This is a genomic window from Streptantibioticus parmotrematis, from assembly GCF_019890615.1.
GTDB classification, from domain to species: domain Bacteria; phylum Actinomycetota; class Actinomycetes; order Streptomycetales; family Streptomycetaceae; genus Streptantibioticus_D; species Streptantibioticus_D parmotrematis.
This window is the reverse complement of record NZ_JAINVZ010000011.1, coordinates 62,862-86,221: the sequence shown is the minus strand read 5'-3', so window position 1 is coordinate 86,221 and position 23,360 is coordinate 62,862. Positions and strand designations below refer to the sequence as shown.

Genomic DNA, 23,360 nt, shown 5'->3' with positions numbered 1-23,360 from the left:
ATCGTCGGCATCCGCCCCCTCGACGAGACCGCCCCGGCCGCCTGGGCCTCCGGCACCGGCCCCGCACCCTGGACGTGAAAAGGGCCCCTGCCACAGCCCTGACCAGGGCGCATGTCACGTTGCTCCCATCGCGGTACACGGAGAACCGTGGTAAACCCTAGATAAAGGGTTGAATCTGGACTGTCGAGGTCTGGAGGAGTGATGGCACAAGCGGCGGAAGTGAGCACTCCACGGCGTCGGGGTTATCGGGAGGGCCTCGGCGGGGAGCTGCTCGCGGAACTCCTGGGGACCTTCACCCTGATCGTCCTGGGTACCGGCTCGGTGGCCGTGGCGGTGGTGGGCCTTCCCGGCTCCGGTCGGCAGGTGACCGCCTTCGGACCGGGCAACTGGCTGATCATCGCCTTCGGTTGGGGCTTCGCGGTGGTGTTCGGTGTCTACGTGGCCGGCGGCATCAGCGGCGCCCACCTCAATCCGGCGGTGACCCTGGCGTTCGCCGCCCGGCGCGGGTTCCCATGGCGGAAGGTCGGCCCCTACTGGGCCGCGCAACTGGTGGGCGCGTTCCTCGGCGCGGCGGTGGTGTTCTCCGCGTACAGCTGGGCGATCAACGCGTTCAACCAGAAGGCGGGACTGCCCAGAGACAAGTCGCTCGGCACGTTCTCCATCTTCGCCACGTTCCCGGCGCAGTACTTCGGGCATTCGTGGTGGGGCCCGTTCCTCGACCAGGTCATCGGCACCGCTGTGCTGCTGATGCTGATCTGCGCGCTGATCGACACCCGCAACACCGCGCCCGCCGCGAACCTCGGCCCGTTCCTGACCGGCATGGTCGTCGTGGCGATCGGCCTGAGCATCGGCACCAACGCCGGGTACGCGATCAACCCGGCGCGTGACTTCGGCCCGAGGCTGTGGACGTACATCATGGGCTGGGGAAGCATCGCGTTGCCCGGCCATTATCAGTGGTTCGACCACTACTTCTGGATCCCGATCGTCGGGCCGCTGGTCGGCGGCCTGGTCGGCGCGGTGGCCTACGACCTGTTCGTCGGTCACGTGCTCAACGCGCGCTCGGTGACCGCCGAGCCCGGCCGCGCCGGCGCGGACGAGTCGGACCTGGAGGCCTGAGCGGCAGCGCGCCGTCCGCGCGAGCCGTCACCCGTCGCGTTCCCCGGAGCCGCCCCGCGGCTGCCCCGGGGAACGCGACGTGGCGCGCGCGGTCCCGCCGCGCGGGCACGACACGACCACGACCAGCGGCCACAGCGTCTGCGCCTCCGTCAGGACGCGTTCGGCCACGCCGGTCGGGCCGTGGTCCAGCAGCGTCAGCACGAACCACCCGGCCCCCGCGCACATCAACGCGCTCACCAGCAGCGTCGGCACGGGCCTGAGCCCCCACGGCACGCCCGCACCGCGGCCCGCCGCCAGCACCGGCCACAGGGCGAGCAGCGCGAACCCGATCACGACGACGGCACCGTGCCGCAGCGAGCCCCCGCTCACCGGCGCGGGCACCAGCGTGAGCGCGATCGCCGCCACCCCGCCCCCGGCCAGCGCCAGCCGCCCGGCCGGTGCGGCGGGACGCAGGCCGCGCGCGGTCAGCAGGTGGCAGACGCCGAGCGCGATGAGGGTCGAGGTCATCACCCAGTAGCCGGGAGCCCCCACCGCCGCCAGCACGCTGATCGTCTGCGTCACCGGGTCGTACGCGGGCCCCTGGAGCGCCTCGGCGACCCACCACCCGGCGACCAGCGCCACGGGCGCGAACCCGGACGAGACGAGGGCCCACCAGGGAACGAACAACACCGAACCACCGTAAACGCCCCCTCCCCACCTCGCCCGCCGCCACTCGAACGTTCACCTGACCGGAACACCCGGAACACCCGGAACGACTTGAACCAGCGGAACGACCGGAACGCGCCTGCCGGAAGCGCCCCCCCCGCGTCGGCCACGTGTGGTCCGCGACGCTCAGGACATCCCGGCCCGCCGTTCGAGGTCCGCCCGCGCCCCGCGTTCCGCGGGCAGTTCGCGCCCGCATGAGACGCCGATCAGGTAGACGGCCAGGTAGCCGAGGAGAAGCGGCCCGGAGACCGGAAGGCACACCAGGACGAGCGTGTTGACCACGGCCGGGGCGGTCAGGAACGGATGCCTGGCCCGACGCTCGGCGTTGCGCGCCCGCCACTCCTGCGGTGTAAGTCGCAGCCTGTAGGCCGTGAGGACGTCCCGGGCGGCGGCCAGCATCCCCACGACGACGATCAGACCAGTTGCGACGTCCAGCGCACCCCGCCACCCGGCCGCCCACGAGGCCCCGACCAGCGTCCGCCACCCCGCTCCAGCCAGGAGTGCGCTGCTCAGCACCATGATCAGACGGACGAGGAGAAGCCAGCTCCGGCGGACCCAGTAGGCCTTACCCCGCTCGACCCAGGTCGTCCCGAGACCCCGTACACGCTGTGGTTCGACGCCGAGTGCGCCCCGGGAGGGCCGTTCAGAAGACATTCGCGATGCCACTGCCCAGTCCCTTCATGGCGCCCCACACGGTTTTGCACGATCCCGAGGCGACGTCGGCCGTGCCGTGGGCGACGCCACCGAGGACGCCGTGGTCGTGGATGTCCTCGCTCCAGTGCTCGTGGAACGCCTTGTCGACGCCCACGGTCACCAGCATCACGCCCCCCGCCACGGCGGCACCGGTCGCCGCGGCGGCACCACCCACGAGTTCCTCAGGCGCCGCGGCCACGACCGCCGCACCCGCCGCCAGCCCGCCGAGGGCGGCGCCGCCGTCCACCACTACGGAATGCGTCCACGACCAGCCCTTCTCATGGTCCTCGTCGGCCTCGAACCCCGCCGCGGCGGTGGCCGCCGCGATGTCCAGGACCGGAACGTCCTTGAGGAAGTCGGGCAGCTTGTCCGCGCCTTCGACGATCCTGTAGTCGCGCACGGCGTCGGTGAGTTTGTAGTTGACGGCCTTGTCGAAGGTGGTGCGGCTGTGCTCGATGGAGTCGAGCTGCGTGTAGAGGGTCTTGACCTCGTGCATCGACTGCCGGTAGGCGGCGTCCTCGGGGAGGTCCGCGGGGATCCCCTTGCCGGCAGCCTTCAGCTTCCGCTGCTCGGCGCTCAACGCGTCGTACGCGCTGTCGGTCTGTGCCGACGCGCGCTTCAACTCGGCTTCGGCCTTCTCGGCCGCCGCCGACCGCATGTCGTCCTTGACCGCGTACAGGTCGCGCAGAAGGGCGGAGACGGTCGCCTGGTCCGCCTTCTTCATCGACCCGTCGGGGTTCACGTCGTCATACAGCTTCTTGAGGCGCTCGGCGGCGTCGAGCCGGGCCTGCTGGGCGGACTGCACGATCGTCCTGTAGACGATGTCGTACTCCTTGAGGCCAGCGATGGCCTTCTGATCGGCAATGCTGGGCGGGTCGCTCGTCATGAGCGGCTGCGGCTCGCCCTTCGGGCCGACTGCGACGCCCTGTCGCTGCGCCTCGTGTGCCGCGTTGTAGAGAGCGTTCTCCGCCGACGAGAGGTTGTCGGCCAGTTGCGTCAGTGTGGCACCGATCTCGCCCACGAAGGTGGACAGGGCGCCGGCCGTGAGCGCGTCGTCACTCCACTTGCGCCGGAATTCCTCCGCCGCCTCCCCTTTCCACCCCGCGTCGCCGACGAGGGCGTCCACCTTCCCGCTCAGGGGTTTGACCACACCTTCCAGGTCGTGCTGTGCCGAGGTCAGCGTCTGCCCCATGTGCTGGAGCCCCGCTATGTCCCCGCCGACCCAACTGTCACCCATCACGCCCCGTCTCCTCATTCATCGAGTTCGAGGTCTTCTCACTCATCGGGCATGAGGTCTTCGAAGACACCGTGCACATCGATGTCATGGCGCTGGAAGGAGTCGTGGGCGTAACCAAGCTTCTCTCCGTGCTCCTCGATCAGGTCGGACATCTTGGTGTGCAACCCGTCGATCGTCTCCATGACCATCCTGATCAACTGGTCGAGGCCGTCGTCACCGCTGTCCGCGATCGGTGGAGTGATTTTCGGCTTGACGTCCCGGTAGACCTTGGACTGCTGGGTGAAAGTGCCCGACATGCTCTTCAGGTCACTCAGGACCAGCTGGAGATCGGCGCTCACGACTTCTCCGTCCTGTACTGGTCGAGGTCCTTCTCCGTCCAGCGGCGGGCGTGCGGGGCGATGTCGGGATCGAGGTGGACCGGGCCCAGTCCCGCGCGACGCATCAGCGCGACGAACTCCGGTGCACGGGCAGCGGCCCACGGCTGCGCGCTGCCCAACCGTTCTGTCAGCAGGCCCAGTTCGGTGAACCCGACAGGGACCGGCCCTTCAGGACCTTCGAGGAGTTCGAAGACCACGTGGCCCGTGGCAACACTGCCGTCAGCCGACCGCTGCGGATGCGCGGGTACGAAGAGCAAGCCCTCACTGCTGTCGGCCGATTGTCCGGCGCTGGAGGCACCGGACTCGGCTGGTGTCTCGTAATCCCCGTACGCCCAGTAACTGAGTCCGCGTCTCGTCGATGGCATGCCTACCGCCCCTTCCCCTCCGACGGATCCGGTTCGCGATGCTACCGGGACGCGACGGATGGCCAACGGCCCCCGTCAGCACGCCAGATGGGCGATCGCACGGGGGCCGGGTCTCGGCGCAGCCGTCTCAGCTCAAGGACTTCAGGGACTCCGCGTCGTACGGGGCCAGGTCCGTGAAGCGGCCGGACAGGACCTTCGCGGCCCACTCGGGGTCCTGGAGGAGTGCGCGGCCCACCGCGACCAGGTCGAACTCGTCGCGCTCCAGGCGGTCGAGCAGGTCCTCGATGCCGCGGACGGACGAGCCCTTGCCCCGGAAGGAGGCGCTGAACTCCTCGTTCAGGCCGACCGATCCCACGGTGATGACCGGCTTGCCGGTGAGCTTCTTCGTCCAGCCCGCCAGGTTGAGGTCCGAGCCGTCGAAGGCCGGGTCCCAGTAGCGGCGGGTCGAGGCGTGGAAGGCGTCCACCCCGGCCTCGGACAGCGGGGTGAGGATCGCCTCCAGCTGCTCCGGGGTGTCCGCGAGGCGCTCGTCGTAGGCGTTCATCTTCCACAGCGAGTAGCGCAGGACCACCGGGAACGTCGGCGACACCGCCTCCCGCACGGCCGCCACCACCTCGGCCGCGAACCGCGTGCGGGCGACCGGGTCGCCGCCGTACGCGTCGGTGCGCCGGTTGGTGCGCGACCACAGGAACTGGTCGATGAGGTAGCCGTGCGCGCCGTGCAGTTCGACGCCGTGGAAGCCGATGCGCTCCGCGTCGGCCGCCGCACGGGCGAATGCGCCGATCACGTCGTCGAGGTCCTGACGGGTCATCGCCCGCCCCTCGCCCTCGGTGCCGTCCACGCGCAGGCCCGACGGCCCGACCGGGACCGCGTCCGCGAACGGCGGGCGGCCCGGCGCGCGGCGCATCCCGATGTGCCACAGCTGCGGAAGGATCGCGCCGCCCGCGGCCCGTACCGCCTCGGCGACCCTCGCCCAGCCCGCGAGCTGCTCCTCGCCGTGGAAGCGCGGGATGCGGTCGCTGTCGCCGGCCGAGGGGTGGTCGACGTAGGTGCCCTCGGTGACGATCAGCCCGACACCGGCGGCGGCCCGGCGCGCGTAGTACGACACGACGTCCTCGCCGGGCACGCCGCCCGGGGAGAACTGCCGCGTCATGGGGGCCATCGCGATGCGGTTGGCGACCTTGAGGCCGTTGATCGAGACCGGCCGGGACAGTATGTCCGCGGCACGGCCGGCGGAGGCGGTGAGGGTCACGGGTACTCCTCGCAAGAACGATCCGGTCCACGACGCACACCGCGCGCGCCGCACTGACAATCCCCAACCGGCCGGTGGGTCATGGCATTCCAGGGGGCGGTGTGATCCGCGATACGGGGGCGGGGCTACCGCGCGGCGACCGGTTCCGGGGCGGGCGGCGGCACGGTGCCGGGCGTGCGGGCCGCCGCCGTCGGCACCTCGCGGCCGGGCGGCCAGACCCGCCCGTCGAGCTCCCGGGCGAGATGGCTGACGAAGGCCGCCGCCATGGTGCGCGGGTCGGGCATGCGCGGGGTCAGCGCGATGAAGTCCGTGGTCACTGGTGTTCCCGGGGGTGCGAAGGGGCGACGGGGACGAACGCGGTCTGCACCAGCCGCGGGGACTCCCCGCGCCGCACCAGCGTGCCGCGCCCGGGAGGCCGCGGTCCGGCCGCGACGCCGGACAGCAACGGGCCCTCGGTGCGGTCGCCGGAGAGGATCAGCCCCGACGTGCCGCTCTCCCGCAGGGCCTGGAGGAACGGGTCGTACAGGCCGCGCGAGGCGCCCGCCACCCGGCGGGTGATCACGAAGTGCAGGCCGATGTCGGGCGCGGAGGGCACGAACGGCAGGAAGGGGGACAGTGGTTGCCGAGTCCGGCCGGCATGCGGCGGGGCTCGGCGGAGACCCCGGGGAGCGCGGCCTCGGGCAGTTCGGCGGGCAGCACCCGCACCGCCCGCACCCGCTCGGAAGTGCTGGGGAAGGTAGGGCGATTCGACCTCGATGGGAAACCCCGCGTCGTAGGCGAGATAGCCGATCGCCAGGAGGCCGAGGGCGAGGGACCCTTCGACCGACTCTTCGCGGTCCTCGTCCGCCGTCCAGTAGGACTTATGGGCTTCCAACGCCTCCAGGAGTGCTTGGTTGAAGCCCTCGTGATCGCGGCGGACGAAGCGGCGGTAGAGGTTGATGGGCGGGTAGAGCTGCTGGTCGAGCAGGTCGCGGGGGGCGACGCGGGCGACATCGGGGTGCGAGGTGTCGAAGGTGGTGGTCAACTCCTCGACGAGACAGGGACGTTCGGTCCGTAGGTCTGGAGGGTGTCGACCCAGTGGTACTGGAATTCGTCGATGGTGACCTCGGAGGCACGCAGTCGATCGAGGCTGAAGGAGCACAGCTGGTGCATGCGTTGCTGGTCCCGGCAGACGATGGCATGCCAGAAGGCGGTGAGCCAACTACCGGGGTGAGCGAAATACTGCGGACCGACCGCCGGAATGGTGCGCACCTTGTGGTCGATCCGGCATTCCACCGAGCCTTCGGTATTCCCCGCGGCAGCGAACATGGCGGAACCCACCTGCATCGCGGTGACCATTGCCTCCCACGATTCGATCAGCGCCCCGTCGGGATCCATCCCCAGCCTGATCCGCAGGTACAGGTCTGTTGGCCGCTCCGCGCCGAAGCCCACCGGTTGAGGAGGAGTCGTGGCTCCGGGACCGGCCAAGCGCGGCCCCCGGAGCCATGTCGATCAGAGCTTGTCCGACCGGTCGAGCCCCAGGCCGTCGATCAGTTCGTCCGGCTCGGTGCGGGCCAACCCGTAGCCTTCCGTCACGCCGAAGTACGTCGACTCCCCGGGATCCGCCGGAACTCCGAGCAGCGCGTCGAGGTCCCGTAGAGCGGCGGACAGGCGCGGTGCGTTGTGCCCGTAGACCTGTGGGTGGGGACGGCCGAAGAAGTCGTAATCCGCCCAAACGTCGTGGTAGACCTCCAGAACTGCTGACAGCCCGTCCTCCGCGGGATGCATGATGAGCCCGACCAGACCGTCTTCTGAATGCTCACGGCCGGACGCGTCGATGTAGGTACCCCTGCCGAGCACGAAGATGCCCAGGATCTCCGCCTCGGGGAATTCCTCCGGTCGGCAGCCCAGGATGCGGCGAGGGAGGTCCTTGTCATCGAGTGTCCTGTTGAGGAGCGAGAATTCAGTGGTAATTCCCAGCCCGCCGATTCCCTTGGTGAACCAGCCCCACCGCAGCCCCTCAGCCCTGTGCATCAGTCCATGCTCACGCAGGACTTCCACCATGCGGGCTGCCGTTGTGAGGGCGGATCCGAGGCCGGGCGCGAAGTGCTCTTCCAGGTCCCAGTTCCAGGCCCCCGTGTGCTGTGGCGCGCGCAACAAGATGGACATGTTTCTCCTGTATTGCTATGAACTCATGGAGTTGGCTCGACAGTAATGGACCCGTCTTCAAAGCGTAGCTCAACCGTGGCGTTCATTGCGTCCGCCTTCGACTGTATCCTGCGCAGGAGTTCGGGCGTGAGACTGCTCTTGGTGCCGTTCTTGATGTCGAGCACTGCTACCAGTAGTCCAGCGGCCTACGCGACTTCCGCACCACCATCGTCGATGGTGGTCGCCCGAAATTGCGTATCAATCGCATTGCGTGCCTCGGCGTATCGTGTGGCCAGTGGCGGTGGAAGCCGCCGGTGTGCGCCGGGTTGTTGTCGCCTCTTGGTTTTCCGGTCGAGCCTTCTCCACCACCGTGGGCCGAGTGGTGGGGCCTCCAGTGTCGTGCCCCTTGCCCGGCCCGGCGTGATCGTGAGACGCATTGTGCGGAGTCGTTGGCCGGCCCACCCCGTTGCTGCCCTGGGGCCCGTGGCTGGACGATCCCGTTGGCTCATCCGGATGTGGAGCGTGCGCTCGGGCCCGCGCCTTGCCGCCCGCGTGAACGTTGACGAGTTCGCGGGGCTGAAGTCAGGCGGGGGCGTCGTGCCGCTGGATCTCCGGATGCAGGCGGCCAGGAAAGCCGCACCCATCCCTGATGTCGTGGAAGAAGGCGACTTCCGTGGACAGGCCGATGGAATCAGGAGAGACCGTCAGCTCAACCATGCGCTGTTACTGGTGCTGCTTCCTTGCGCATCGATCCAGGTCCCGGGCCCGCGCCACGCGTGGGCCTGCCAATCTGTCGGGTCCCGGATGCCGGCCAGCGGGTCCCTTCCGTGGTCTTCGAGGTATTCCCGGCGTCGGTCTTCAATCTTGGCGGGGATGGCCTGACGGCAGTACTCCCAGAAGTCCAGTAGCACTCGAAGCGCTTGATCGAGAGTAAACTCACCGCGCACATGGTCGACGTACAGGTTTTCCACGACGAGGCCCTCAGGGCTGAACGTTACGGTGAAGGCGTTCCCGTCCATGCTCTCGGGTTCGAAAGCAGGGTTGGCCTGTGCGGTTCGCGCGAGGTCGATGGCTTCGAGAACAGCATACGGTGACAGCTGGATATCGCTCGTCACCCAGTGGCCGAGAATTTTGAGTTCGGCCGGGCCCGTGAAGCTCGGGAGCTCCCTGGCGTCTTCTGTGTAGTAAGTGGTGCGGATAGTCACTTGGGTTCCTATTTCTTGGGCATGAGCGGATGCTTAGTCAAGGCATGTTCGGTCTTCGGGTCGTAATAGCCCTCGAAGTCTACCCCTTTATAGCGACCTTCCACAGGCAAAGGTCCGGGTCTTTTACGGTTGCGTTCTCGAAAGCCTTCGTCAGGGCTCGTCGAACATCGCTTTCCGTCCAATTCGGCGGAAAGAAAGTCATCTTGGCCCGCTTCCAGCCGTGCCGGGGAACCTGGACGGTCATGTGAGGTCTTTTCCAATCCATCGTCGGTGCGTCGTCTTCCGGAAGTAGCTCGGACGGCGTCGCGGTGGGATCAGGAGGTATTGGCCCACCGTGCAGAGGCCCACAGGTTGGGGGCGCGGCGTCCGGCGCCGAGGGTACGTGCCTCCGGGATCGGACAGGTGCGGCACCCGGAGCCATGTCGGTCACAGGGCGCGCACCTTGCTGTTCTCACCAGGGCCAGTGGCCCGTATCAGGAAAGCGCGATCACAACCTGCCGGTGAGATCAGGGCTGCGACCGTCCAGCACATCGGGTGACACACCCAGCAGTGAATCATGCGTTCGCAAGGCTGAGGCCAAGCGGAGAGCGTTGGGCCGCTGGATTTCGTAATCACCCCAGGTGTCGTGGAAGACGGCCACCTTCCGCGGACAGGCCGATGGAAGCGGGAGAGACCGTCAACTCGACGAGGCGCTGTTCCTGGTGCTGCTCCCCTTGCGCGTCGACCCAGGTCCCCGTCCCGGTCACGAGGATGTCGGACATCTCGGCATCCGGCGAACCCACCGGCTTGGACCCAAGAGCGTGGGTCACCAAGTGCGCGTCATTGATCGACGTTCCCGCCAGGGAGAGTCTGGTTCGCACACCGAGTCCGCCCGCGCCGAAGACGAACCAGTCCATTCGAGGCCGTTTGGCTTCAGCAGGCCGTGATCGCTCAATACCGCAGATATTCGTGCCGCCGTCGCCAGGGCGGGCTTCAGGCTTGGAGTGGAGACTTCATCTAGTTCCCATACCCAGGAGGCACACTCCTCCGGGGCGCGCATCAGAATGGGCATGGAGGTTCCTCGCGGGTTTTGCAGTTCATTCAGTGAAACGGTGGCGGAGTCATCCTCGAAGCACGGTTCGAATACCTTCGGTTCGTGGATTTCCAGGATCGCGATCTTGTGTGCGGCCCTGGGGTCGACCAGCTGTCTGCCAGCATTCTTCTCGGCAGGGGATCGGTTCCTGACGACCCTTGCCCGTTCTCGTTCTTGTCAGAGGTGGTCGGTCAGATCCGGGCCCCGGCCGTTGTCGTCCAACTCGGGTTCGGCCAGCCCGTATCCGTCGGCGATTCCGAAGTAGGTCCCCTCGCCGGGCTCGGCCGGCACTCCCAACTCCGCCTCCACTGCCCGCAGGGCTGATTCCAGACGGGGTGCGTTGGCCGCGTACACGGCTGGATGGGGAACGCCCGCGAAGTCGACGGGCATCCAGATGTCGTGGTGGACGGAGACATCTGCCGCGACCCCGGTGCGATCGTGATGAACGATCAGTTCGACAAGGGTGTCCTCCTGTCGCTCGGTGCCGTCCGCGTCGATCCAGACGCCAGGTCCGCGCAAGCTGACGGTTCTGGCGTGCGCCTTCGGGATGCCCACGGGTCGATACCGCTGGATCTCCTCGGCCAGCGTCACGCTGTCGAGCTCGAGACCCATGAGGCTGATCTGCGCACTGCCACGAAGCTGTCCCTCCCCGAAGACGAACCACCCCCACGCGAGCCGGTTCGGACGGAGCAGACCGTGATCACGGAACACAGACGAGATGCGTGCCGCAGTGGCCAGCACCGAGCCAAGATCTTGGCCGGCCGACTCGAGCTCCCAGGTCCACGAGGCGCACTCCTGCGGTGAGCGCATCAAGTAGGGCATGACTCTTCCTTACGGACTCGGTTCGCGGGTGCGGAACAGCGGCCTTTTCATCATCCGCCTGAGCCGCCCAAGTGCAGGGCCGTCTCCAGGCTGCCAAGGACGTGGAAGGAGAGAAAGCCCGGGAGCTGTTCCGTTGCGGACTGCTCAGTACCTTTACGCCGGGCCGGTCGTGCTCGCTCGATCGGAGATGGTGCCCGACGACTCTCGCCTTCGCTCGGTCAGGGCGCCAGGACTTCGACGTGCGCGCCACGTTCGGCGAGGAATCGCTGGAGGGCGGGGCCGTCGATCTCGGAGCGTTCCCGGCCGTCGAGCACGGTGACGGGTCCGTACAGGGAGCCGGTGGCGCCGGTGAACAGGGTCGTACGGTCCAATGTGACGGACAGTGAGGCCCGTTCGGAGACGGCTCGCGTCAAGTCGGCGCCGCGCAGATCGGTGCCCAGCAGCGCCGTGCCGACGAATCGGGCTCCACGGAACCCGGTGCCCCGGGCGTTCGCCCAGCACAAGGACGCGCTGGTGAGGTCGGCGCCGCTCAGCACCGCATCGCGCACATCGGCATCGTCCAACTCCGCCTTCACCAAACAGCTGTGGGACAGATTTGCTCCGGTGAGGTCCGCGCGCGCCCACGACACCCGGTACATGTCCGCTCCGCACAGCGTTGTCCCCGCCGCACACGCGTCGGACAGCCCCGCCTCGGTGAGGTCGGCTCCGGTCAGATCCATCCCGCGCAGATCCAGGTCGGCGGCGAAGAGGGCACCGCTGTCCGCCGAGGCCCACGCGGACAGACGTGCCGCGGCTTCGGCGTCGAACGGCAACACGCGGACTCGCCGGACAACAGGGTCACAGGGCTTACGGGGTGTCATGTCCCACCTGGCTGCTCCTCACGAGACTCCCGCAGCCGTGAACTCTTCCGTCCGAAGCGCACCGTCCGGAGACAGACCGCCTCCGGGCATCGCCCCGACATGAATACGGTCGCGCAGGACGCCGGCCCCGGCAAGAACGCTGCCGACTCCCCCTCACGAGGCCGGTGGGCCGGAGCCGGAAAGGGACCCGTGCCTCAGCCCCGTTCTCCGTCCAGCGTGCTCATCGCCGTCTCCACGCTGTCGTGCATGCGGAAGATCCGTGCGGCGCCCGTGATCTCCAGCAGGCGGGCCACCTGGCGGGGGGCCGCCGCCACGTGTACGGGGATGCCCCGGCGCTCCGCCGCGAGGCGCAGCCTCAGCAGGATGTTCAGGCCCGTGGAGTCGCAGAAGTCGAGGCGGGACAGGTCGAAGACGAGCGCGGACGCCTCCGTGGCCGAGGCCTCGTCGAGGATCGTGGTGCTCGCCAGGTCGAGTTCACCCGCCAGGCGCAGTACGAGGACGGACCCGATGCGAGCGATGGTGAGGGTCGCGCGGGAGGACGGGTCGATGGGGGAGGGGCTGACCCGCGTCATCGGTCGATCCTTTCGCTCGCCGGGGCGGTCGTCGTGCGCTTCGTGCGCCGAGGCGGGCGCCGGGATGGTGCTCCGGCCGCCGATCGCCCGTTCCGCGGGCGTGGCCGCGGAGGCGGGGACGGACGCCGCGGGGGCGGCAGGCCTCGTGGGGGGCTTGGGCCGCGCGAGGGCCTTGGGCCTCGTGGGGGCTGCGAGCGTCGTGGGGGCCGTGGGGGCTGTGGGCGGCGTGGGGGCCGTGGGGGCTGTGGGCGGCGTGGGGGTGTGGGCCAGCAGGGCTGTGGCGCGTTCCAGGACCGCCCACAGTTCCTCCGCCTGCGCCCGGGAGCGCGCCAGGTGGGGATGGGCGGGCTCCTCGGTGGCCAGGTCGAGGTACGCCTCGACGCCACGGATGGCGTGGGCGACGGTGTGTCGCAACGAGTACCCGCCCGTGGTGGCCGGCACCACCCGGGGGTCGCCGATCCGCGCCGTGAGGACGGCGGTCAGCTGGTCGAGGCCATCCTTTGTGAGGCGTTCCACGGGGTGCTCTCCAGTCGGGTTTCCGCCACTGTCGGAAGCGGCGCCGGGTCTGGGCAGGGCGGTCGCCCCCGCTCAGGGGCAGTTTCATGATGCGCACACAGGGTCAACCTGTCAATAAATTCATGAATCCCAGTTCGTGTATTGCTCTTCGTGAGTCTCGTACCATCTGATGTCATGGAAGACAGGCGAGACACGCGAGGCACCTGGACGTTCCTGACGAACCACGCACGGGTGCTGGCCCATATCGCCCGCAACCCCGGCGCACGCATCCGCGACATCGCGGCGGGATGCCTGCTCACCGAGCGCGCGGTGCAGAAGATCATCGCCGACCTGGAGAGCGGCGGCTACCTGACGCACACCAGGCAGGGCCGCGCCAACCACTACCGCGTCATCCTCGGCGCCCCCCTGCGTCACCCCGCCGACCAGGGCACCGTCGACGACCTCCTGGTCCTCCTCGGCTCCGGCCTGGGCCGCGCGGAGGGCTGACCGGAGGCCCGGACGGCGCGTGGCCTCCGGGCGGCGTGGTCTTCAGGGGGCGCGTGGCCTCCGGGCGGCTTCTCCAGAGGGCGCGCGGTCACGTTCGCGCTGAGTACGACGGGCACGGGTGGAACCGGGCCAGGTACGCGAAGGGCGCGCCCTGACGCGTGCCGAGGTGCAGGCCCGCCTCGTCGGCGAGGCGGTGCAGTCTGCCGAACGGGATCCAGTGCCGGTCGAAGAACTCCCCCACCACCAGCCGCCCGCCAGGCGCCAGCACCCGCACCGCCTCCGCCAGCGCCCGCCCCGGCTCCGGGATCTCGCCCAGCGCGGTCACCAGGTACATGGCATCGAACGCCCCATCCGGGAACGGGAGTTCGCGGGCGTCCGCGCGGGTGGGCGTGATGTTGTCCAGCCCGTGGCGTTCCGCACGCCGCATCACGTGATCGAGCATCTCCGGCTGGACGTCCAGCACGTCGAGCCGCCCGCCCGGACCCAGCTGCGGGGCGACGTGCAACGACTGCAAGCCGGTGCCCGGGCCGACCTCCAGCACCCGTTCCCCCGGCCGCGGCCGGAGCACGTCGTCCAGCCGCCGCGCGGTGAGGAACGGCAACTGCACGTCCAGCAGCCTGCGTTGGGCGTACGGGTACGGCGCCTTGTCCCCGTACCACCAGGCGCCCCCGGCAACGGCGACGGCACCGGCGGCGAGTGCCCACCGGGCGCGGGGCCCGACGGTGGGGAGGGTGTGCGGCATGGGTGTCTCCTAGGAATGTGAACGGATGGTGGGATTCGACGGTGCCGTGTGGGTCCGGTACGGCCGTCAGGCGGGCCCGGGGCCGACCGGACCTCGTACCGCCAGCACGACGCAGGCCGCCGCGAGCGGCAGTTCCGCCAGAAGCGCCATCGCCACGGCGGAGACCAGGTCCGCGCCCGGCGCCGCCGTCGTGGTGTCGAACCACGCGTCGACCACCAGCAACGTCGCCGTGGCCGCCGCCGTCAGCGCGTGCAGACGGTGCCCGCGTACCGACAGCAACCCGGTGGCGATCAGCCCCACCGCCTCCAGGGCGTCCAGACCGACCCACGCCGTGCACCAGTGCGCCGCGGTGGCCGTGCCGGGCAGGCCGTCGGCCAGCACCACGAGCCACGGCAGGAGCGCGAGCCCGCAGGCGAACAACACGTGCCCCACGCGGAACCTGTTCCTTCGACGTCCCGGCTCCTTCGGCTCCTTCGGCTCCTTCGGCTTCCGGTCTCCCGACTCCCTTGCCATCGGCAGTACTTGACGACGCGTCAGAATGCTCATCGACACCGACCCCCGTGTTCCCGGCTCTGCTTCACGGCTTTCAGCCTCGGCCGTCGGGGACCGCACCGTCAGTAGCGCGGATGTCCGTCACGGGGGTGGCACCAGATACACCCCGGGGCGGGTGCTCTCGCCATGGTCCGCGCGTGACCTGGGCGTCTACCGTCTCCCCATGCACACGTCCGACCGCCTGCGACGCGCGTTCCTCGCACCCTTCCGGGGCGCGGGACGCTCCGCCGCGTTCCTCGCCACGGGTGTCCTGGTCCAGGTGGGCGTCCTGTTCGTCCTGGGCCTGCCGTGGATCCTCTTCGTACCGGTCGCGATGTGGGCGATCCTGCTCGCCGTGCTCGGTCCGCTTGTCGTCGTGGTCCTCGCCGGCCCGGTGCTGACCCGGGTGCAACGCGATCGTTTCCGCACCCGGCTCGGTGTGGACATTCCCCCGCCGCACACCGGACGACGGCCCGGGACGGCCGAGTGGCTGCGATCGCGGGCGGGACACCGGCAGCTGCGATACCACCTGCTGGACGGGCCGCTGCTCGCCCTCGCGGGAACCGTCGTCCTGGCGGGCTGGGCCGTGGCGTTCGCCGCCACGTCGGTGTACGTGTGGATCTGGCTGGTCCCGCTGGACTGGCGGGCCGGCCACCCCGGCTACTCGACCTGGGCGGCGTACGTCACCACGGCGGGCGTCGCGCTGCTGTACGCCATGGGATGGTCGTCCGGGGCGCTCGCGCGAGTCGACACCCGTACCGCCACCGTCCTGCTCGGCCCCAGCCGCGAGGAGCAACTGGTGCGCCGCGTAGAGGATCTGACGGAAAGCCGGGCCAACCTGGTCGACGCGGCGGACGCCGAGCGGCGCCGTATCGAGCGGGACCTGCACGACGGAGCCCAGCAGCGCCTGGTCTCGCTCGCGGTCAACCTCGGCCTCGCCAAGGCCACGCTCGGCGACCTTCCCGACGACGCCCGCCGTGTCATCGACGAGGCACACCGCGAGGCGAAGGAGGCGATCGAGGAACTGGGCCATCTGGTACGCGGGTTGCACCCCGCCGTCCTGGAGGACCGGGGCCTGGACGCCGCGCTGTCCGGGATCGCCGCGCGGGCACCCCTCCCGGTACGGGTCGCCGTGGACCTGCCCTCCCGGCCGTCGCCCACGATCGAGGCGGTCGCCTACTTCGTCGTCTCCGAGGCGCTGGCGAACGTGGTCAAGCACGCGGAGGCCTCGCGGGCCGAGGTCGTCGTGGAACGCTTCGGCGCGATCCTCCTCGTCGTCGTCAGCGACGACGGCGTGGGCGGCGCGCGACCGGACGACGGCACCGGACTCGCCGGACTGGCCAAGCGGGTGGCGTCGGTCGATGGCACGCTGTCGGTCAACAGCCCCGTCGGGGGGCCGACCGTCGTCACCGTGGAGCTGCCGTGCGCGCCGTGATCGCCGAGGATTCCGTTCTGCTGAGGATCGGCGTGGCGAAAGTCCTCCAGATGGCCGGGTTCGAGGTGGCCGCCGAGGTAGGCGACGGCGAGGCGCTGCTCGCGGCGGTGGAGGAGCACCGGCCGGACATCGCCGTGGTGGACGTGCGCATGCCGCCGGGCTTCACGGACGAAGGCGTGCGCGCCGCCCTCGTGATCAGACGGCAGTGGCCGGACACGGCGGTGCTGCTGCTGTCGCAGTACGTGGAGGAGCGCTACGCGGCCGACCTGCTGTCGGCGAACACCTCCGGCATCGGCTACCTCCTCAAGCAACGGGTCGCGGACGTCGAGGAGTTCGCGGACTCGCTGCGCCGGGTGGCCGCGGGCGGCACGGCGCTCGATCCGCAGGTCGTCTCCCAACTCCTGGTACGCCGCCACAGCGATCCGCTGGACCGCCTGACCCCACGCGAACGCGAGGTACTCGAACTGATGGCGGGCGGCCGCTCCAACGCCGGCATCGCCCAGCAACTCGTCGTCAGTGAGAGCGCGGTGGCCAAGCACATCAACAGCATCCTCACCAAGCTCGACCTCCCGCAGGCGGAGGGCGACCACCGCAGAGTCCTGGCGGTGCTGCGGTTCCTGGGGGTGGCGTGAGGGGATGACGGCGGGGCGTCGCCTCCTCACGCGGCGCCGGCCGGGCGTCGCCGCGTGCGGTGCGGTGCGGGGCCGGGCCGCCGGCGTCCGTGGTGATCGGCTCGGTGGCTAGTGGTCCGTGGGCGTGACCAGGCCGTATCGCCAGGCCCAGGCGATCAGCGCGCCCCGGTCCTCCAGGGCCAGCTTGGCCAGGATGTGGTTGAGGTGGGTCTTCACCGTGGCCTGACTGACCACCAACTCCCGGGCGACCTGGCGGTTGTTGAGGCCGCCCGCGACGAGTCGTACGACGTCGATCTCCCGCCGCGTCAGGCCCTCGGCCTCGGGCGGAGGCACGGGGGCGGAAGGGGCGGCGGCGTGGGTCGCGGGACGCGCTTCGGGCTCGCTGACGACCAGCTGGACCAGGCGGCGCTGGACCGCCGGGTCCAGGACGGTGCGGTCGGCGGCCACGTCGCGTACCGCGGCCAGCAGCGCCTCACCGGTGACGTCCTTGGTCAGGTAGCCCACCGCCCCGGCGCGCAGCGCGGGTATCACCGCGTCGTCGTCCGCGTACGTCGTCAGGATCAGCACCCGCGCGCCGAGGTCCGCGCCGAGCACCTCCGCCGTCACCTGCGCGCCGTCGAGCCCGGGCATGCGCAGGTCGATCAACGCGACGTCGGGCCGCTGCTCGACGGCGAGCCGCACGGCCTCGTGACCGTCACCGGCCTGGCCGACCACCTCGATGTCGTCGGCGGACGACAGCAGCAGCACGACACCGTCCCGTACCACCGCCTGGTCGTCGGCGACCAGCACCCTAATCGTCACGCGTCCGCCCTTCCGCAGGCCCTGGGCGCCCATCGGCGGGCCGATCCTCTCACGCCCCCGCCTCCTTGCCGCCGTGGTCCCGCGGGGTGGTGCTTCCGCCGGCCGACGCCGTGGTGCGGCCCGCGGCGGCTCCCCCCACGGCACCGGCACCCCGGTCCTCGGGCGCCTCCGCCACCGGCAGCTCCACCACGATCCGCCACCCCGGACCCGCGGGCGCGGGACCGGCGTCCAGCGAACCCCCGGCCGCCTCGATCCGCTCCGCCATGCTGCGCAGGCCCGTACCACTGCCCTGCACGCCCGAGGGACCGCGACCCGCGGGCAGTCCGTGGTCCCGCACGGTGACCCGCGCGGTGCGGCCCTCCCATGCCACGTCGACCTCGATGGGGCTGCCGGTGGCGTAGCGGGCCGCGTTCGTCATGGCCTCCTGCACCGCCCGGTACATCGCGTGGCCCGCCTCCGGCGCGAGCCGACCCGCCCGGCCGGTCACCCGCAGCCGTGCCTCACTGGGGAAGCCCCCGACCAGCCTGCCGAGATCGTCCACCCCGCGCAGCGGCGCGGCCCGCAGGGCGCCCACCGCCGCCCGTGCCTCCTGCACGCCGTCGCGGGCGAGCTCGGCGGCCCGGTCGAGCGGCTCGGTCAGCGCGGCCGGGGCGCCCTCCCGGGCGGCGATCACCCGCACCGCCTGCAACTGCACCGACAGCCCGGCGAGGCTGTGCGCCAGCACGTCGTGCATCTCCCGGGCGATCCGGCCGCGTTCCTCGACGGCCGCGGCCTCCTGCAACGCCTGCCGGGACGCCTCGACCTCGGCGAGCAGCGCGACGGCCCGGTCGCGTTCGGCCTGCAGGGCGGCGTGCTCTATGGAGCGGTCGGAGATGAACCAGGCGCCGACGCCCGCCAGCAGCCCGGCCGGGCTGCGGGAGATCACCGCGATCGTGGCCCCGAAGGCGACCGCGACCACGGCCACGCACGCGTTGCGCACCGGGCCGGCGGGGACGGCCATCGGCAGGACGGCGGCTCCGGCCAGCACGGGGACCTCGCCCAGCCCGTTCGGCGCCAGGAGGGTGATGGCGTAACCGGTGCAGATGGTCAGCGCCACGCCGAGGACGGCCACGCGGGGCGGCAGGAAGCGGCGGTTCAGCAACAGCCCGAGCTCGGCGAGGGCCCCGAGGACGCCGACGGTCACCTTGAGGGCGACCCCGTGGGCGGCGATCACCGACACCGCCACGCAGATCACCATGGCCGTCGCGCCGACGAGGTCACGGCGGTCGAACGTCCGCCGCCGCGCCGGGCCGGTCCCCAGCCATGTGCTCATGTCGTGCTCCGTTTCGCTGTCGGCGCCGGTGCGGATGCTCCGGCGCCGTGCCGGTGTCGCCATTCTCGCCGGGTGCGGGGCGGACGTGCGGCACACGCACACGCCGCCGCCGCACGGCCGACCGTCGCCCGCCTCACGATGGACCCCGTCGGTACCCGGCCGCGGGCGCCTGGCGAACGGCGCGAGGCCCGGGCGCCCCAGGGGGCCCGGACCTGCGGTGAGGCGTGTCCGGGTCCGTCGGGGACCGGCCCGCGCCGCGCCGTTCGTCAGACGTACGCGCCGGGGCGGGGCGCCGGGGCGGGGGCGGCGGTCTGCTCGCGGTCGGCCCGGGCGTGGAGGAGCTGACCGCGTACGACGATCGTGCCGAGGCGGACGACGACCTCGCCGAAGGCCATGAGTATCAGGGCCACCACCCACGCCTGGCTGCTGGTGATGTCGTGCGCGGCGGAGAAGTGGGCGACGTGGGCGCCGCCGGAGGGGTGCGAGGACCAGACGGCGAAGCCCAGCCGGAACCCCATGCTGATCACCCACAGGGCGGCCGCGCTGAGGGAGGCCTTGATCCGCACGTGCCCACCGGCGTACCGCACGTGGGTGAGCAGTCCGCCGAAGAGCCCGAAGGCGATGCCGATACCGGCGAACACGATGGCCAGCACGAGGTCGTTGCCCGCGGTCGGTATGTGGTGCAGGTAGTTAGTGGCAGCCCAGCCGATGATGCCGAGGGGCAGCAGGATCGTGCGGGCGGTGAGCCGCTCCTCGCGCATCTGCCGGAAGACGATGAGGAGGAGCGCGATGTCGATGATCCAGTCGGTGGTCGTCATGTGTAAGAGCATCCGCTCGAAGCGGCCTCAGCACTTCAACCCACGGGTGGAGCCAGGGTGGAACTCCGTCTCCACCCTGGGTGGGAGAGCCGCGCCTCCACCCGGTGGGGAAACCCTGGGGCCGACCGCCGTAGCCCACTCGTGGCCGATCCCGGGGCCCGCTCGTGGTCGTCCCCAGGGCCCTTTGTGGCCGCCTCCCAGGGCCCGGTCGCGGCCGGGCCCCGGGCCCGCTTGTGGCTGCGCGTCGGGAGGGCCGTGCGTCGCCCCCGCTCTCGCGCACCCAGCGATGGCGCCACGTGGTGAGCGGCAGCCGTACTACCGCTTCGCGCTCCGCTCGTCCTACCGCTTCGCGTTCCGCTCGTCGTACTCCTCGCGCGCGGCGAGGACGTCCTCGATGTGCCGCACCGACCATTCCGTGAGGGCCTTCAGGGGGCCGCGCAGCGTCTCGCCGAGCGGCGTCAACGCGTACTCCACGCGGATCGGCACCTCCGGGTACACCGTCCGCAGGACGAGGCCGTCGCGTTCGAGGGTGCGCAGCGTCTGCGTGAGCATCTTCTCGCTCACCCCGGCCAGCCGCTGCCGCAGTTGGGTGAACCGGCACGCCCCGTGCCTGCCGAGTTCGCCCAGCACGAGCACCGCCCACTTGCTGCCGATCTGGTCCAGCACGTCACGCGAGGGGCAGCCCCGCGCGTACGGGTCCCATGACGGTATGGGCTCGGTCACATCCTGGCCGGTCGCCACGAAGCTCACCTCGATGCTTTCGTCAGGGTGGCCACCTTACCCGGAAGTGGGTACTTACTGAAGGAGAGCGGCCAGGTCATCGTGGGTCTCGCGCCGCGGGAGGTCCGCGGCGGAAAGGGGCGGTTCCCATGTCGAATCCCATGTCGAATCCCACGTCGGCTTCCACGTCGATTCCCCCGTCAGTTCCCACTGCGGTTCCCACGTCGGCCTCCACATCAGTTCCCACATCAGTTCCCACGGGGGTTCCCGCGCCGATCGTCGTCACCGCGGCCTCGGGACAACTGGGCAGGCTCACCGTCGAAGCGCTGCTGGCCCGCGGAGTGCCGGCCTCCGGCATCGTCGCGACCAGCCGTGACGTCACCAGGATCGAGGACCTCGCCGATCGCGGCGTCGTGGTGCGCCGGGCGGACTTCGCGGAGCCGGACACTCTCCCCGCCGCATTCGAGGGTGCGGACAAGGTCCTGCTGATATCCACGACGACTGTCGACGAGCGCGTCGCCAACCACCGCCGTGCCATCGACGCCGCGGTGGCGGCGGGCGCGTCGCTCGTGGCGTACACGAGCATGCTGCGCGCGGACACGTCCAGCACGGCCCTCGCCGCCACCCACCGGGCAACGGAGGAGTACCTGCGCGAACGCGTCCCCGGCGTGATGCTGCGCAACGGCTGGTACGTGGAGAACTACACCGCCCAACTCCCGCACATACTCAGGAACGGAGCCCTCGTCGGGGCGGCCGGCCAGGGGAGGATCAGTGCCGCGACCCGCGCCGACTACGCCGACGCCGCGGCGGCCGTGCTGACCACCGGCGGCCACGCCGGCAACGTCTACGAACTGGGCGCGGACGAGGCGTTCACCCTGGCCGGGCTGGCCGCGGCGATCTCGGCCGCCACCGGGAAGCGGATCACGTACACCGACCTCCCGGCCGACGAGTTCGCCCGGACGCTGGCCGACGCGGGGGTGCCCGCCGAGCTGGCGGAGGTTCTTGTCGGCGCCGAACTCGCCATGAAGGAAGGTGAGTTGTTCACCGACTCCGGCGACTTGCGGCGCCTGATCGGACGGCCGACCACGACTCCCGCCGAGGCGATCGCCGCCGCACTCGCCTGACCGGACGGCGCCCGCACGACGGCGGTCCACGGCATGGTCAGGACGCGCCGATAGGGCATGGTCAGGACGCGCCGATGGGATCCCGGGAAAACCATTCGTCGGACCGTCGTTCCTCGGACATGATCGGCCGGTGCACATATACCTGGAGACCGAGCGCCTGACCCTGCGCCGTTTCACCACCGACGACGCGGACCTGCTGATCGAGCTGGACAGCGACCCGGCGGTGATGCGCTACCTGACCGGTGGCGTTGCCACGGCGCCGGAGACCGTTCGCGAGCGCTACCTGCCCAACATCCTCGCCGGCTACGAGAAGTGGGGCGGCGGCCTCGGGTTGTTCGCCGCGGAGGAGAAGGACGGCGGCGCGTTCATCGGCTGGTTCATCCTGCGCCCGGAGGACCGGCTGGACGAGGTCGAACTCGGCTACCGGTTGCGGCGGGCGGCCTGGGGCAAGGGCTATGCCACGGAAGGCTCGGAGGCGTTGCTGGCCAAGGCGTTCAGGGAGCTCGGGGTGCGCATGGTGTGGGCCGAGACGATGACCGTGAACCAGGGTTCGCGCAACGTCATGAAGAAGCTCGGCATGACGCACACGGAGACCATTCCCACGCCGCCCGACATGGAGAGGGTCGAGGGCTCCGAGCACGGGGGCGTCCGGTGCGAGATCACCAAGGAGCAGTGGGAGCAGCGGTAGCGGCGGTAGAGGCGGTAGCGCCCGGCGGCCGGATGCCGGATTGCTGCCGGACGCGTTGGGCGGCTGAGGGAAACAACTCCAGTGCCCGGCGCCCGAGTTCGTCGGCCTCGTCGCCGACCAGCACTCCCGAGTGCCGCAGGGCCTCGATGTCGGCCGCCATCGTCGCCTCCGTGCTGCAAGGGACTCCGCAGTCGGCGCCGTAGACGAGGTGGTCGCGCGGGACCATCGTGAGCGCGGGGGCGAGGGCGGAGTCCGCGCCGGAGGCCGCCGTGTCGAGGTAGAGGCGGCCCAGATGCCGCCGGATCTCCTCGCGGGTGATCCGCTGGGGGTTCGGCACCCAGGCCTCGGTACCCAGGAGTCCCAGTCGCCCCGACAGCGCGGGCAGAGCGCCACCGGCATGCGCGAGGATCAGCGTCACGTGGGGATGACGGCGGAACACACCCGCGTACAGCATGTCGACGACGCTGCGTGCGGTCTCGAACGCGACCTCCACCAGCGGGATGGGATGCCACGAGCGGGCCGGTGCGTAGGCATTGGGATGCGCGAAGACGACCGCTCGGCGCCGGTCCAGTTCGGCCCACACCGGCTCCAGGCGCTCGTCCCCGAGGGACACGCCGTTGTAGGCGGCGCTCACGGCGTACCCGTCGGCTCGCAGGTCCGTACCGGCCCGTTCGATCTCGGCGAGAGCCGCCTCGGGGTCGTCGGTGGGCAGGGCGGCGAGCAGTCCGAACCTGCTCGGGTGCTCCGCGACGACCTGTGCTCCGTAGTCGTTCGAGGCCCTCAACTCCTCCAGTTTCCGGGGGATGTTGCTCAGCATCTGCATCGCGATGCCGGTGCGGTCCATGTAGTCGAGCGTGGCCCGCGGGCTCCAGTGGTGGGGTCGCGGAGCCATGAAGTGCTGCGCGCGCATGGCTTCCCATCGCGCGGTGCGTTCCTGCTCGGTGATCGGGGGAGTGAAGTGGGCGTGTACGTTCACCCAGCCGTCAACAGTCATCGGGGCTCCGTTCGGTCGATTCGGTCGGCTCGGTCGATTCGGTCGGCTCGGTCGGGTAGGCGCCGGGTCGGTCGGGTAGGTCGGCTTGCTTCGTCCGGTCCGTTCGCTCTACTCGGTCTCGCCTCGTGCAGTCCGTCGGCCCGTCGGCCCGTCGGCCC

At 70.5% G+C, this 23,360-nt stretch carries 28 protein-coding genes and 2 pseudogenes; 6 read left to right on the top strand and 24 right to left on the bottom strand.

All coding sequences use genetic code 11. The annotated features are described in order from the left end of the window. The first annotated feature begins 267 nt into the window (after window positions 1-267). Window positions 268-1,116 carry an MIP/aquaporin family protein gene (locus K7472_RS17520; protein ID WP_252395807.1) on the top strand — a complete coding sequence of 283 codons (849 nt, stop codon included), beginning with the start codon at window positions 268-270 and terminating at the stop codon, window positions 1,114-1,116. A 27-nt stretch (window positions 1,117-1,143) separates the two neighbouring features. Here K7472_RS17520 and K7472_RS17515 read toward each other — a convergent pair whose 3' ends face one another. The 17 genes and pseudogenes from K7472_RS17515 to K7472_RS33465 form a co-directional block, all read right to left on the bottom strand. Next, window positions 1,144-1,785 carry a DUF998 domain-containing protein gene (locus tag K7472_RS17515; RefSeq protein WP_222979054.1) on the bottom strand — a complete coding sequence of 214 codons (642 nt, stop codon included), beginning with the start codon at window positions 1,783-1,785 and terminating at the stop codon, window positions 1,144-1,146. Window positions 1,786-1,947: 162 nt separating this feature from the next. Next, window positions 1,948-2,340: a hypothetical protein gene (locus K7472_RS17510; RefSeq protein ID WP_222979052.1), complete on the bottom strand. Its 393-nt coding sequence runs from the start codon at window positions 2,338-2,340 to the stop codon at window positions 1,948-1,950. Between the two features lie 124 nt (window positions 2,341-2,464). Beyond that, entirely contained in the window at window positions 2,465-3,751 is a 1,287-nt protein-coding gene (locus K7472_RS17505; RefSeq protein ID WP_222979050.1) for a WXG100 family type VII secretion target, read from the bottom strand. A 38-nt stretch (window positions 3,752-3,789) separates the two neighbouring features. Then, a complete protein-coding gene (locus tag K7472_RS17500) occupies window positions 3,790-4,089 on the bottom strand; it encodes a DUF6317 family protein (RefSeq protein ID WP_222979048.1) in 300 nt (99 codons plus the stop codon). Further along, window positions 4,086-4,493, bottom strand: coding sequence for a hypothetical protein (locus tag K7472_RS17495; RefSeq protein ID WP_222979046.1), 408 nt, complete (start codon window positions 4,491-4,493; stop codon window positions 4,086-4,088). The genes K7472_RS17500 and K7472_RS17495 overlap by 4 nt, the downstream gene beginning before the upstream one ends. A gap of 127 nt (window positions 4,494-4,620) precedes the next feature. Then, window positions 4,621-5,745, bottom strand: coding sequence for an NADH:flavin oxidoreductase (locus tag K7472_RS17490; protein ID WP_222979044.1), 1,125 nt, complete (start codon window positions 5,743-5,745; stop codon window positions 4,621-4,623). A 125-nt stretch (window positions 5,746-5,870) separates the two neighbouring features. Next, the gene (locus K7472_RS17485; protein WP_222979042.1) at window positions 5,871-6,062 is read right to left on the bottom strand and encodes a hypothetical protein; all 192 of its coding nucleotides are present in this window, start codon (window positions 6,060-6,062) and stop codon (window positions 5,871-5,873) included. Then, window positions 6,059-6,370, bottom strand: a pseudogene (locus K7472_RS32710) (hypothetical protein); the annotation flags it as partial. The gene K7472_RS17485 and the pseudogene K7472_RS32710, both read right to left, overlap by 4 nt. 159 nt (window positions 6,371-6,529) lie before the next feature. Then, window positions 6,530-6,769: pseudogene (locus K7472_RS32705) on the bottom strand (immunity 49 family protein); the annotation flags it as partial. Continuing rightward, the gene (locus K7472_RS32700) at window positions 6,766-7,176 is read right to left on the bottom strand and encodes an immunity 49 family protein (protein ID WP_308013960.1); all 411 of its coding nucleotides are present in this window, start codon (window positions 7,174-7,176) and stop codon (window positions 6,766-6,768) included. The gene K7472_RS32700 and the pseudogene K7472_RS32705, both read right to left, overlap by 4 nt. Window positions 7,177-7,236: 60 nt before the next feature. Further along, window positions 7,237-7,893: a hypothetical protein gene (locus K7472_RS17475; protein WP_252395774.1), complete on the bottom strand. Its 657-nt coding sequence runs from the start codon at window positions 7,891-7,893 to the stop codon at window positions 7,237-7,239. 561 nt (window positions 7,894-8,454) lie between these two features. Then, entirely contained in the window at window positions 8,455-8,589 is a 135-nt protein-coding gene (locus K7472_RS33250; RefSeq protein ID WP_289679049.1) for a hypothetical protein, read from the bottom strand. Beyond that, the gene (locus K7472_RS17470; protein WP_222979040.1) at window positions 8,577-9,077 is read right to left on the bottom strand and encodes a hypothetical protein; all 501 of its coding nucleotides are present in this window, start codon (window positions 9,075-9,077) and stop codon (window positions 8,577-8,579) included. The genes K7472_RS33250 and K7472_RS17470 overlap by 13 nt, the downstream gene beginning before the upstream one ends. A gap of 611 nt (window positions 9,078-9,688) precedes the next feature. Further along, window positions 9,689-9,973 (bottom strand): hypothetical protein, encoded by a 285-nt coding sequence (locus tag K7472_RS32695; protein ID WP_252395773.1) that lies wholly within the window; start codon window positions 9,971-9,973, stop codon window positions 9,689-9,691. A gap of 353 nt (window positions 9,974-10,326) precedes the next feature. Then, window positions 10,327-10,971 carry a hypothetical protein gene (locus K7472_RS17460; protein WP_252395772.1) on the bottom strand — a complete coding sequence of 215 codons (645 nt, stop codon included), beginning with the start codon at window positions 10,969-10,971 and terminating at the stop codon, window positions 10,327-10,329. A 218-nt stretch (window positions 10,972-11,189) separates the two neighbouring features. Continuing rightward, window positions 11,190-11,786, bottom strand: coding sequence for a pentapeptide repeat-containing protein (locus tag K7472_RS17455; RefSeq protein WP_308013959.1), 597 nt, complete (start codon window positions 11,784-11,786; stop codon window positions 11,190-11,192). A 239-nt stretch (window positions 11,787-12,025) separates the two neighbouring features. Continuing rightward, window positions 12,026-12,919: an STAS domain-containing protein gene (locus tag K7472_RS33465; protein ID WP_222979038.1), complete on the bottom strand. Its 894-nt coding sequence runs from the start codon at window positions 12,917-12,919 to the stop codon at window positions 12,026-12,028. Between the two features lie 174 nt (window positions 12,920-13,093). Between K7472_RS33465 and K7472_RS17445 the strand changes: the two genes are divergently transcribed. Continuing rightward, window positions 13,094-13,405, top strand: a complete 312-nt coding sequence (locus K7472_RS17445; protein ID WP_222979036.1) for a helix-turn-helix transcriptional regulator — start codon at window positions 13,094-13,096, stop codon at window positions 13,403-13,405. Window positions 13,406-13,493: 88 nt separating this feature from the next. Here the strand turns inward: K7472_RS17445 and K7472_RS17440 are convergent, their stop codons facing one another. Together K7472_RS17440 and K7472_RS17435 are read right to left on the bottom strand one after the other, a co-directional pair. Further along, on the bottom strand, window positions 13,494-14,147 hold the full coding sequence (locus tag K7472_RS17440) for a class I SAM-dependent methyltransferase (RefSeq protein ID WP_222979034.1): 654 nt from the start codon (window positions 14,145-14,147) through the stop codon (window positions 13,494-13,496). 66 nt (window positions 14,148-14,213) lie between these two features. Further along, window positions 14,214-14,579: a hypothetical protein gene (locus K7472_RS17435; RefSeq protein WP_308013958.1), complete on the bottom strand. Its 366-nt coding sequence runs from the start codon at window positions 14,577-14,579 to the stop codon at window positions 14,214-14,216. 283 nt (window positions 14,580-14,862) lie between these two features. Between K7472_RS17435 and K7472_RS17430 the strand changes: the two genes are divergently transcribed. Together K7472_RS17430 and K7472_RS17425 are read left to right on the top strand one after the other, a co-directional pair. Next, window positions 14,863-16,113 (top strand): sensor histidine kinase, encoded by a 1,251-nt coding sequence (locus tag K7472_RS17430; protein ID WP_222979032.1) that lies wholly within the window; start codon window positions 14,863-14,865, stop codon window positions 16,111-16,113. Then, on the top strand, window positions 16,101-16,745 hold the full coding sequence (locus K7472_RS17425) for a response regulator transcription factor (RefSeq protein WP_222979030.1): 645 nt from the start codon (window positions 16,101-16,103) through the stop codon (window positions 16,743-16,745). Before K7472_RS17430 ends, K7472_RS17425 begins: the two co-directional genes overlap by 13 nt. Before the next feature lie 108 nt (window positions 16,746-16,853). Here the strand turns inward: K7472_RS17425 and K7472_RS17420 are convergent, their stop codons facing one another. From K7472_RS17420 to K7472_RS17405, 4 genes are all read right to left on the bottom strand, one after another. Then, window positions 16,854-17,579 (bottom strand): response regulator, encoded by a 726-nt coding sequence (locus K7472_RS17420; protein WP_222979028.1) that lies wholly within the window; start codon window positions 17,577-17,579, stop codon window positions 16,854-16,856. A gap of 16 nt (window positions 17,580-17,595) precedes the next feature. After that, window positions 17,596-18,858, bottom strand: a complete 1,263-nt coding sequence (locus tag K7472_RS17415) for a sensor histidine kinase (protein ID WP_222979026.1) — start codon at window positions 18,856-18,858, stop codon at window positions 17,596-17,598. Window positions 18,859-19,124: 266 nt separating this feature from the next. Further along, a complete protein-coding gene (locus tag K7472_RS17410) occupies window positions 19,125-19,676 on the bottom strand; it encodes a hypothetical protein (RefSeq protein WP_222979024.1) in 552 nt (183 codons plus the stop codon). Between the two features lie 339 nt (window positions 19,677-20,015). Next, window positions 20,016-20,417 (bottom strand): winged helix-turn-helix transcriptional regulator, encoded by a 402-nt coding sequence (locus K7472_RS17405; protein ID WP_222979023.1) that lies wholly within the window; start codon window positions 20,415-20,417, stop codon window positions 20,016-20,018. 128 nt (window positions 20,418-20,545) lie between these two features. Between K7472_RS17405 and K7472_RS17400 the strand changes: the two genes are divergently transcribed. Both K7472_RS17400 and K7472_RS17395 read left to right on the top strand, forming a co-directional pair. Then, window positions 20,546-21,520, top strand: coding sequence for an NmrA family NAD(P)-binding protein (locus tag K7472_RS17400; RefSeq protein ID WP_252395771.1), 975 nt, complete (start codon window positions 20,546-20,548; stop codon window positions 21,518-21,520). 130 nt (window positions 21,521-21,650) lie between these two features. Further along, window positions 21,651-22,208, top strand: coding sequence for a GNAT family N-acetyltransferase (locus K7472_RS17395; RefSeq protein ID WP_222979022.1), 558 nt, complete (start codon window positions 21,651-21,653; stop codon window positions 22,206-22,208). On the opposite strand, the gene K7472_RS17390 is transcribed toward K7472_RS17395, so the two are convergent. Next, entirely contained in the window at window positions 22,180-23,202 is a 1,023-nt protein-coding gene (locus K7472_RS17390) for an amidohydrolase family protein (RefSeq protein WP_222979020.1), read from the bottom strand. The genes K7472_RS17395 and K7472_RS17390 overlap by 29 nt on opposite strands. Window positions 23,203-23,360: the final 158 nt, after the last annotated feature.

Bases quoted from the DNA above. Each gene is read 5' to 3' on its own strand.
- K7472_RS17460 (WP_252395772.1), bottom strand. From the start codon at position 10,971: ATGCCCTACTTGATGCGCTCACCGCAGGAGTGCGCCTCGTGGACCTGG.
- K7472_RS17430 (WP_222979032.1), top strand. From the start codon at position 14,863: ATGCACACGTCCGACCGCCTGCGACGCGCGTTCCTCGCACCCTTCCGG.
- K7472_RS17510 (WP_222979052.1), bottom strand. From the start codon at position 2,340: ATGGTGCTGAGCAGCGCACTCCTGGCTGGAGCGGGGTGGCGGACGCTG.
- K7472_RS33250 (WP_289679049.1), bottom strand. From the start codon at position 8,589: ATGGTTGAGCTGACGGTCTCTCCTGATTCCATCGGCCTGTCCACGGAA.
- K7472_RS17390 (WP_222979020.1), bottom strand. From the start codon at position 23,202: ATGACTGTTGACGGCTGGGTGAACGTACACGCCCACTTCACTCCCCCG.
- K7472_RS17420 (WP_222979028.1), bottom strand. From the start codon at position 17,579: ATGGGCGCCCAGGGCCTGCGGAAGGGCGGACGCGTGACGATTAGGGTG.
- K7472_RS17410 (WP_222979024.1), bottom strand. From the start codon at position 19,676: ATGACGACCACCGACTGGATCATCGACATCGCGCTCCTCCTCATCGTC.
- K7472_RS17415 (WP_222979026.1), bottom strand. From the start codon at position 18,858: ATGAGCACATGGCTGGGGACCGGCCCGGCGCGGCGGCGGACGTTCGAC.
- K7472_RS17505 (WP_222979050.1), bottom strand. From the start codon at position 3,751: ATGGGTGACAGTTGGGTCGGCGGGGACATAGCGGGGCTCCAGCACATG.
- K7472_RS17495 (WP_222979046.1), bottom strand. From the start codon at position 4,493: ATGCCATCGACGAGACGCGGACTCAGTTACTGGGCGTACGGGGATTAC.
- K7472_RS17445 (WP_222979036.1), top strand. From the start codon at position 13,094: ATGGAAGACAGGCGAGACACGCGAGGCACCTGGACGTTCCTGACGAAC.
- K7472_RS17475 (WP_252395774.1), bottom strand. From the start codon at position 7,893: ATGTCCATCTTGTTGCGCGCGCCACAGCACACGGGGGCCTGGAACTGG.
- K7472_RS32695 (WP_252395773.1), bottom strand. From the start codon at position 9,973: ATGGACTGGTTCGTCTTCGGCGCGGGCGGACTCGGTGTGCGAACCAGA.
- K7472_RS17400 (WP_252395771.1), top strand. From the start codon at position 20,546: ATGTCGAATCCCATGTCGAATCCCACGTCGGCTTCCACGTCGATTCCC.
- K7472_RS17440 (WP_222979034.1), bottom strand. From the start codon at position 14,147: ATGCCGCACACCCTCCCCACCGTCGGGCCCCGCGCCCGGTGGGCACTC.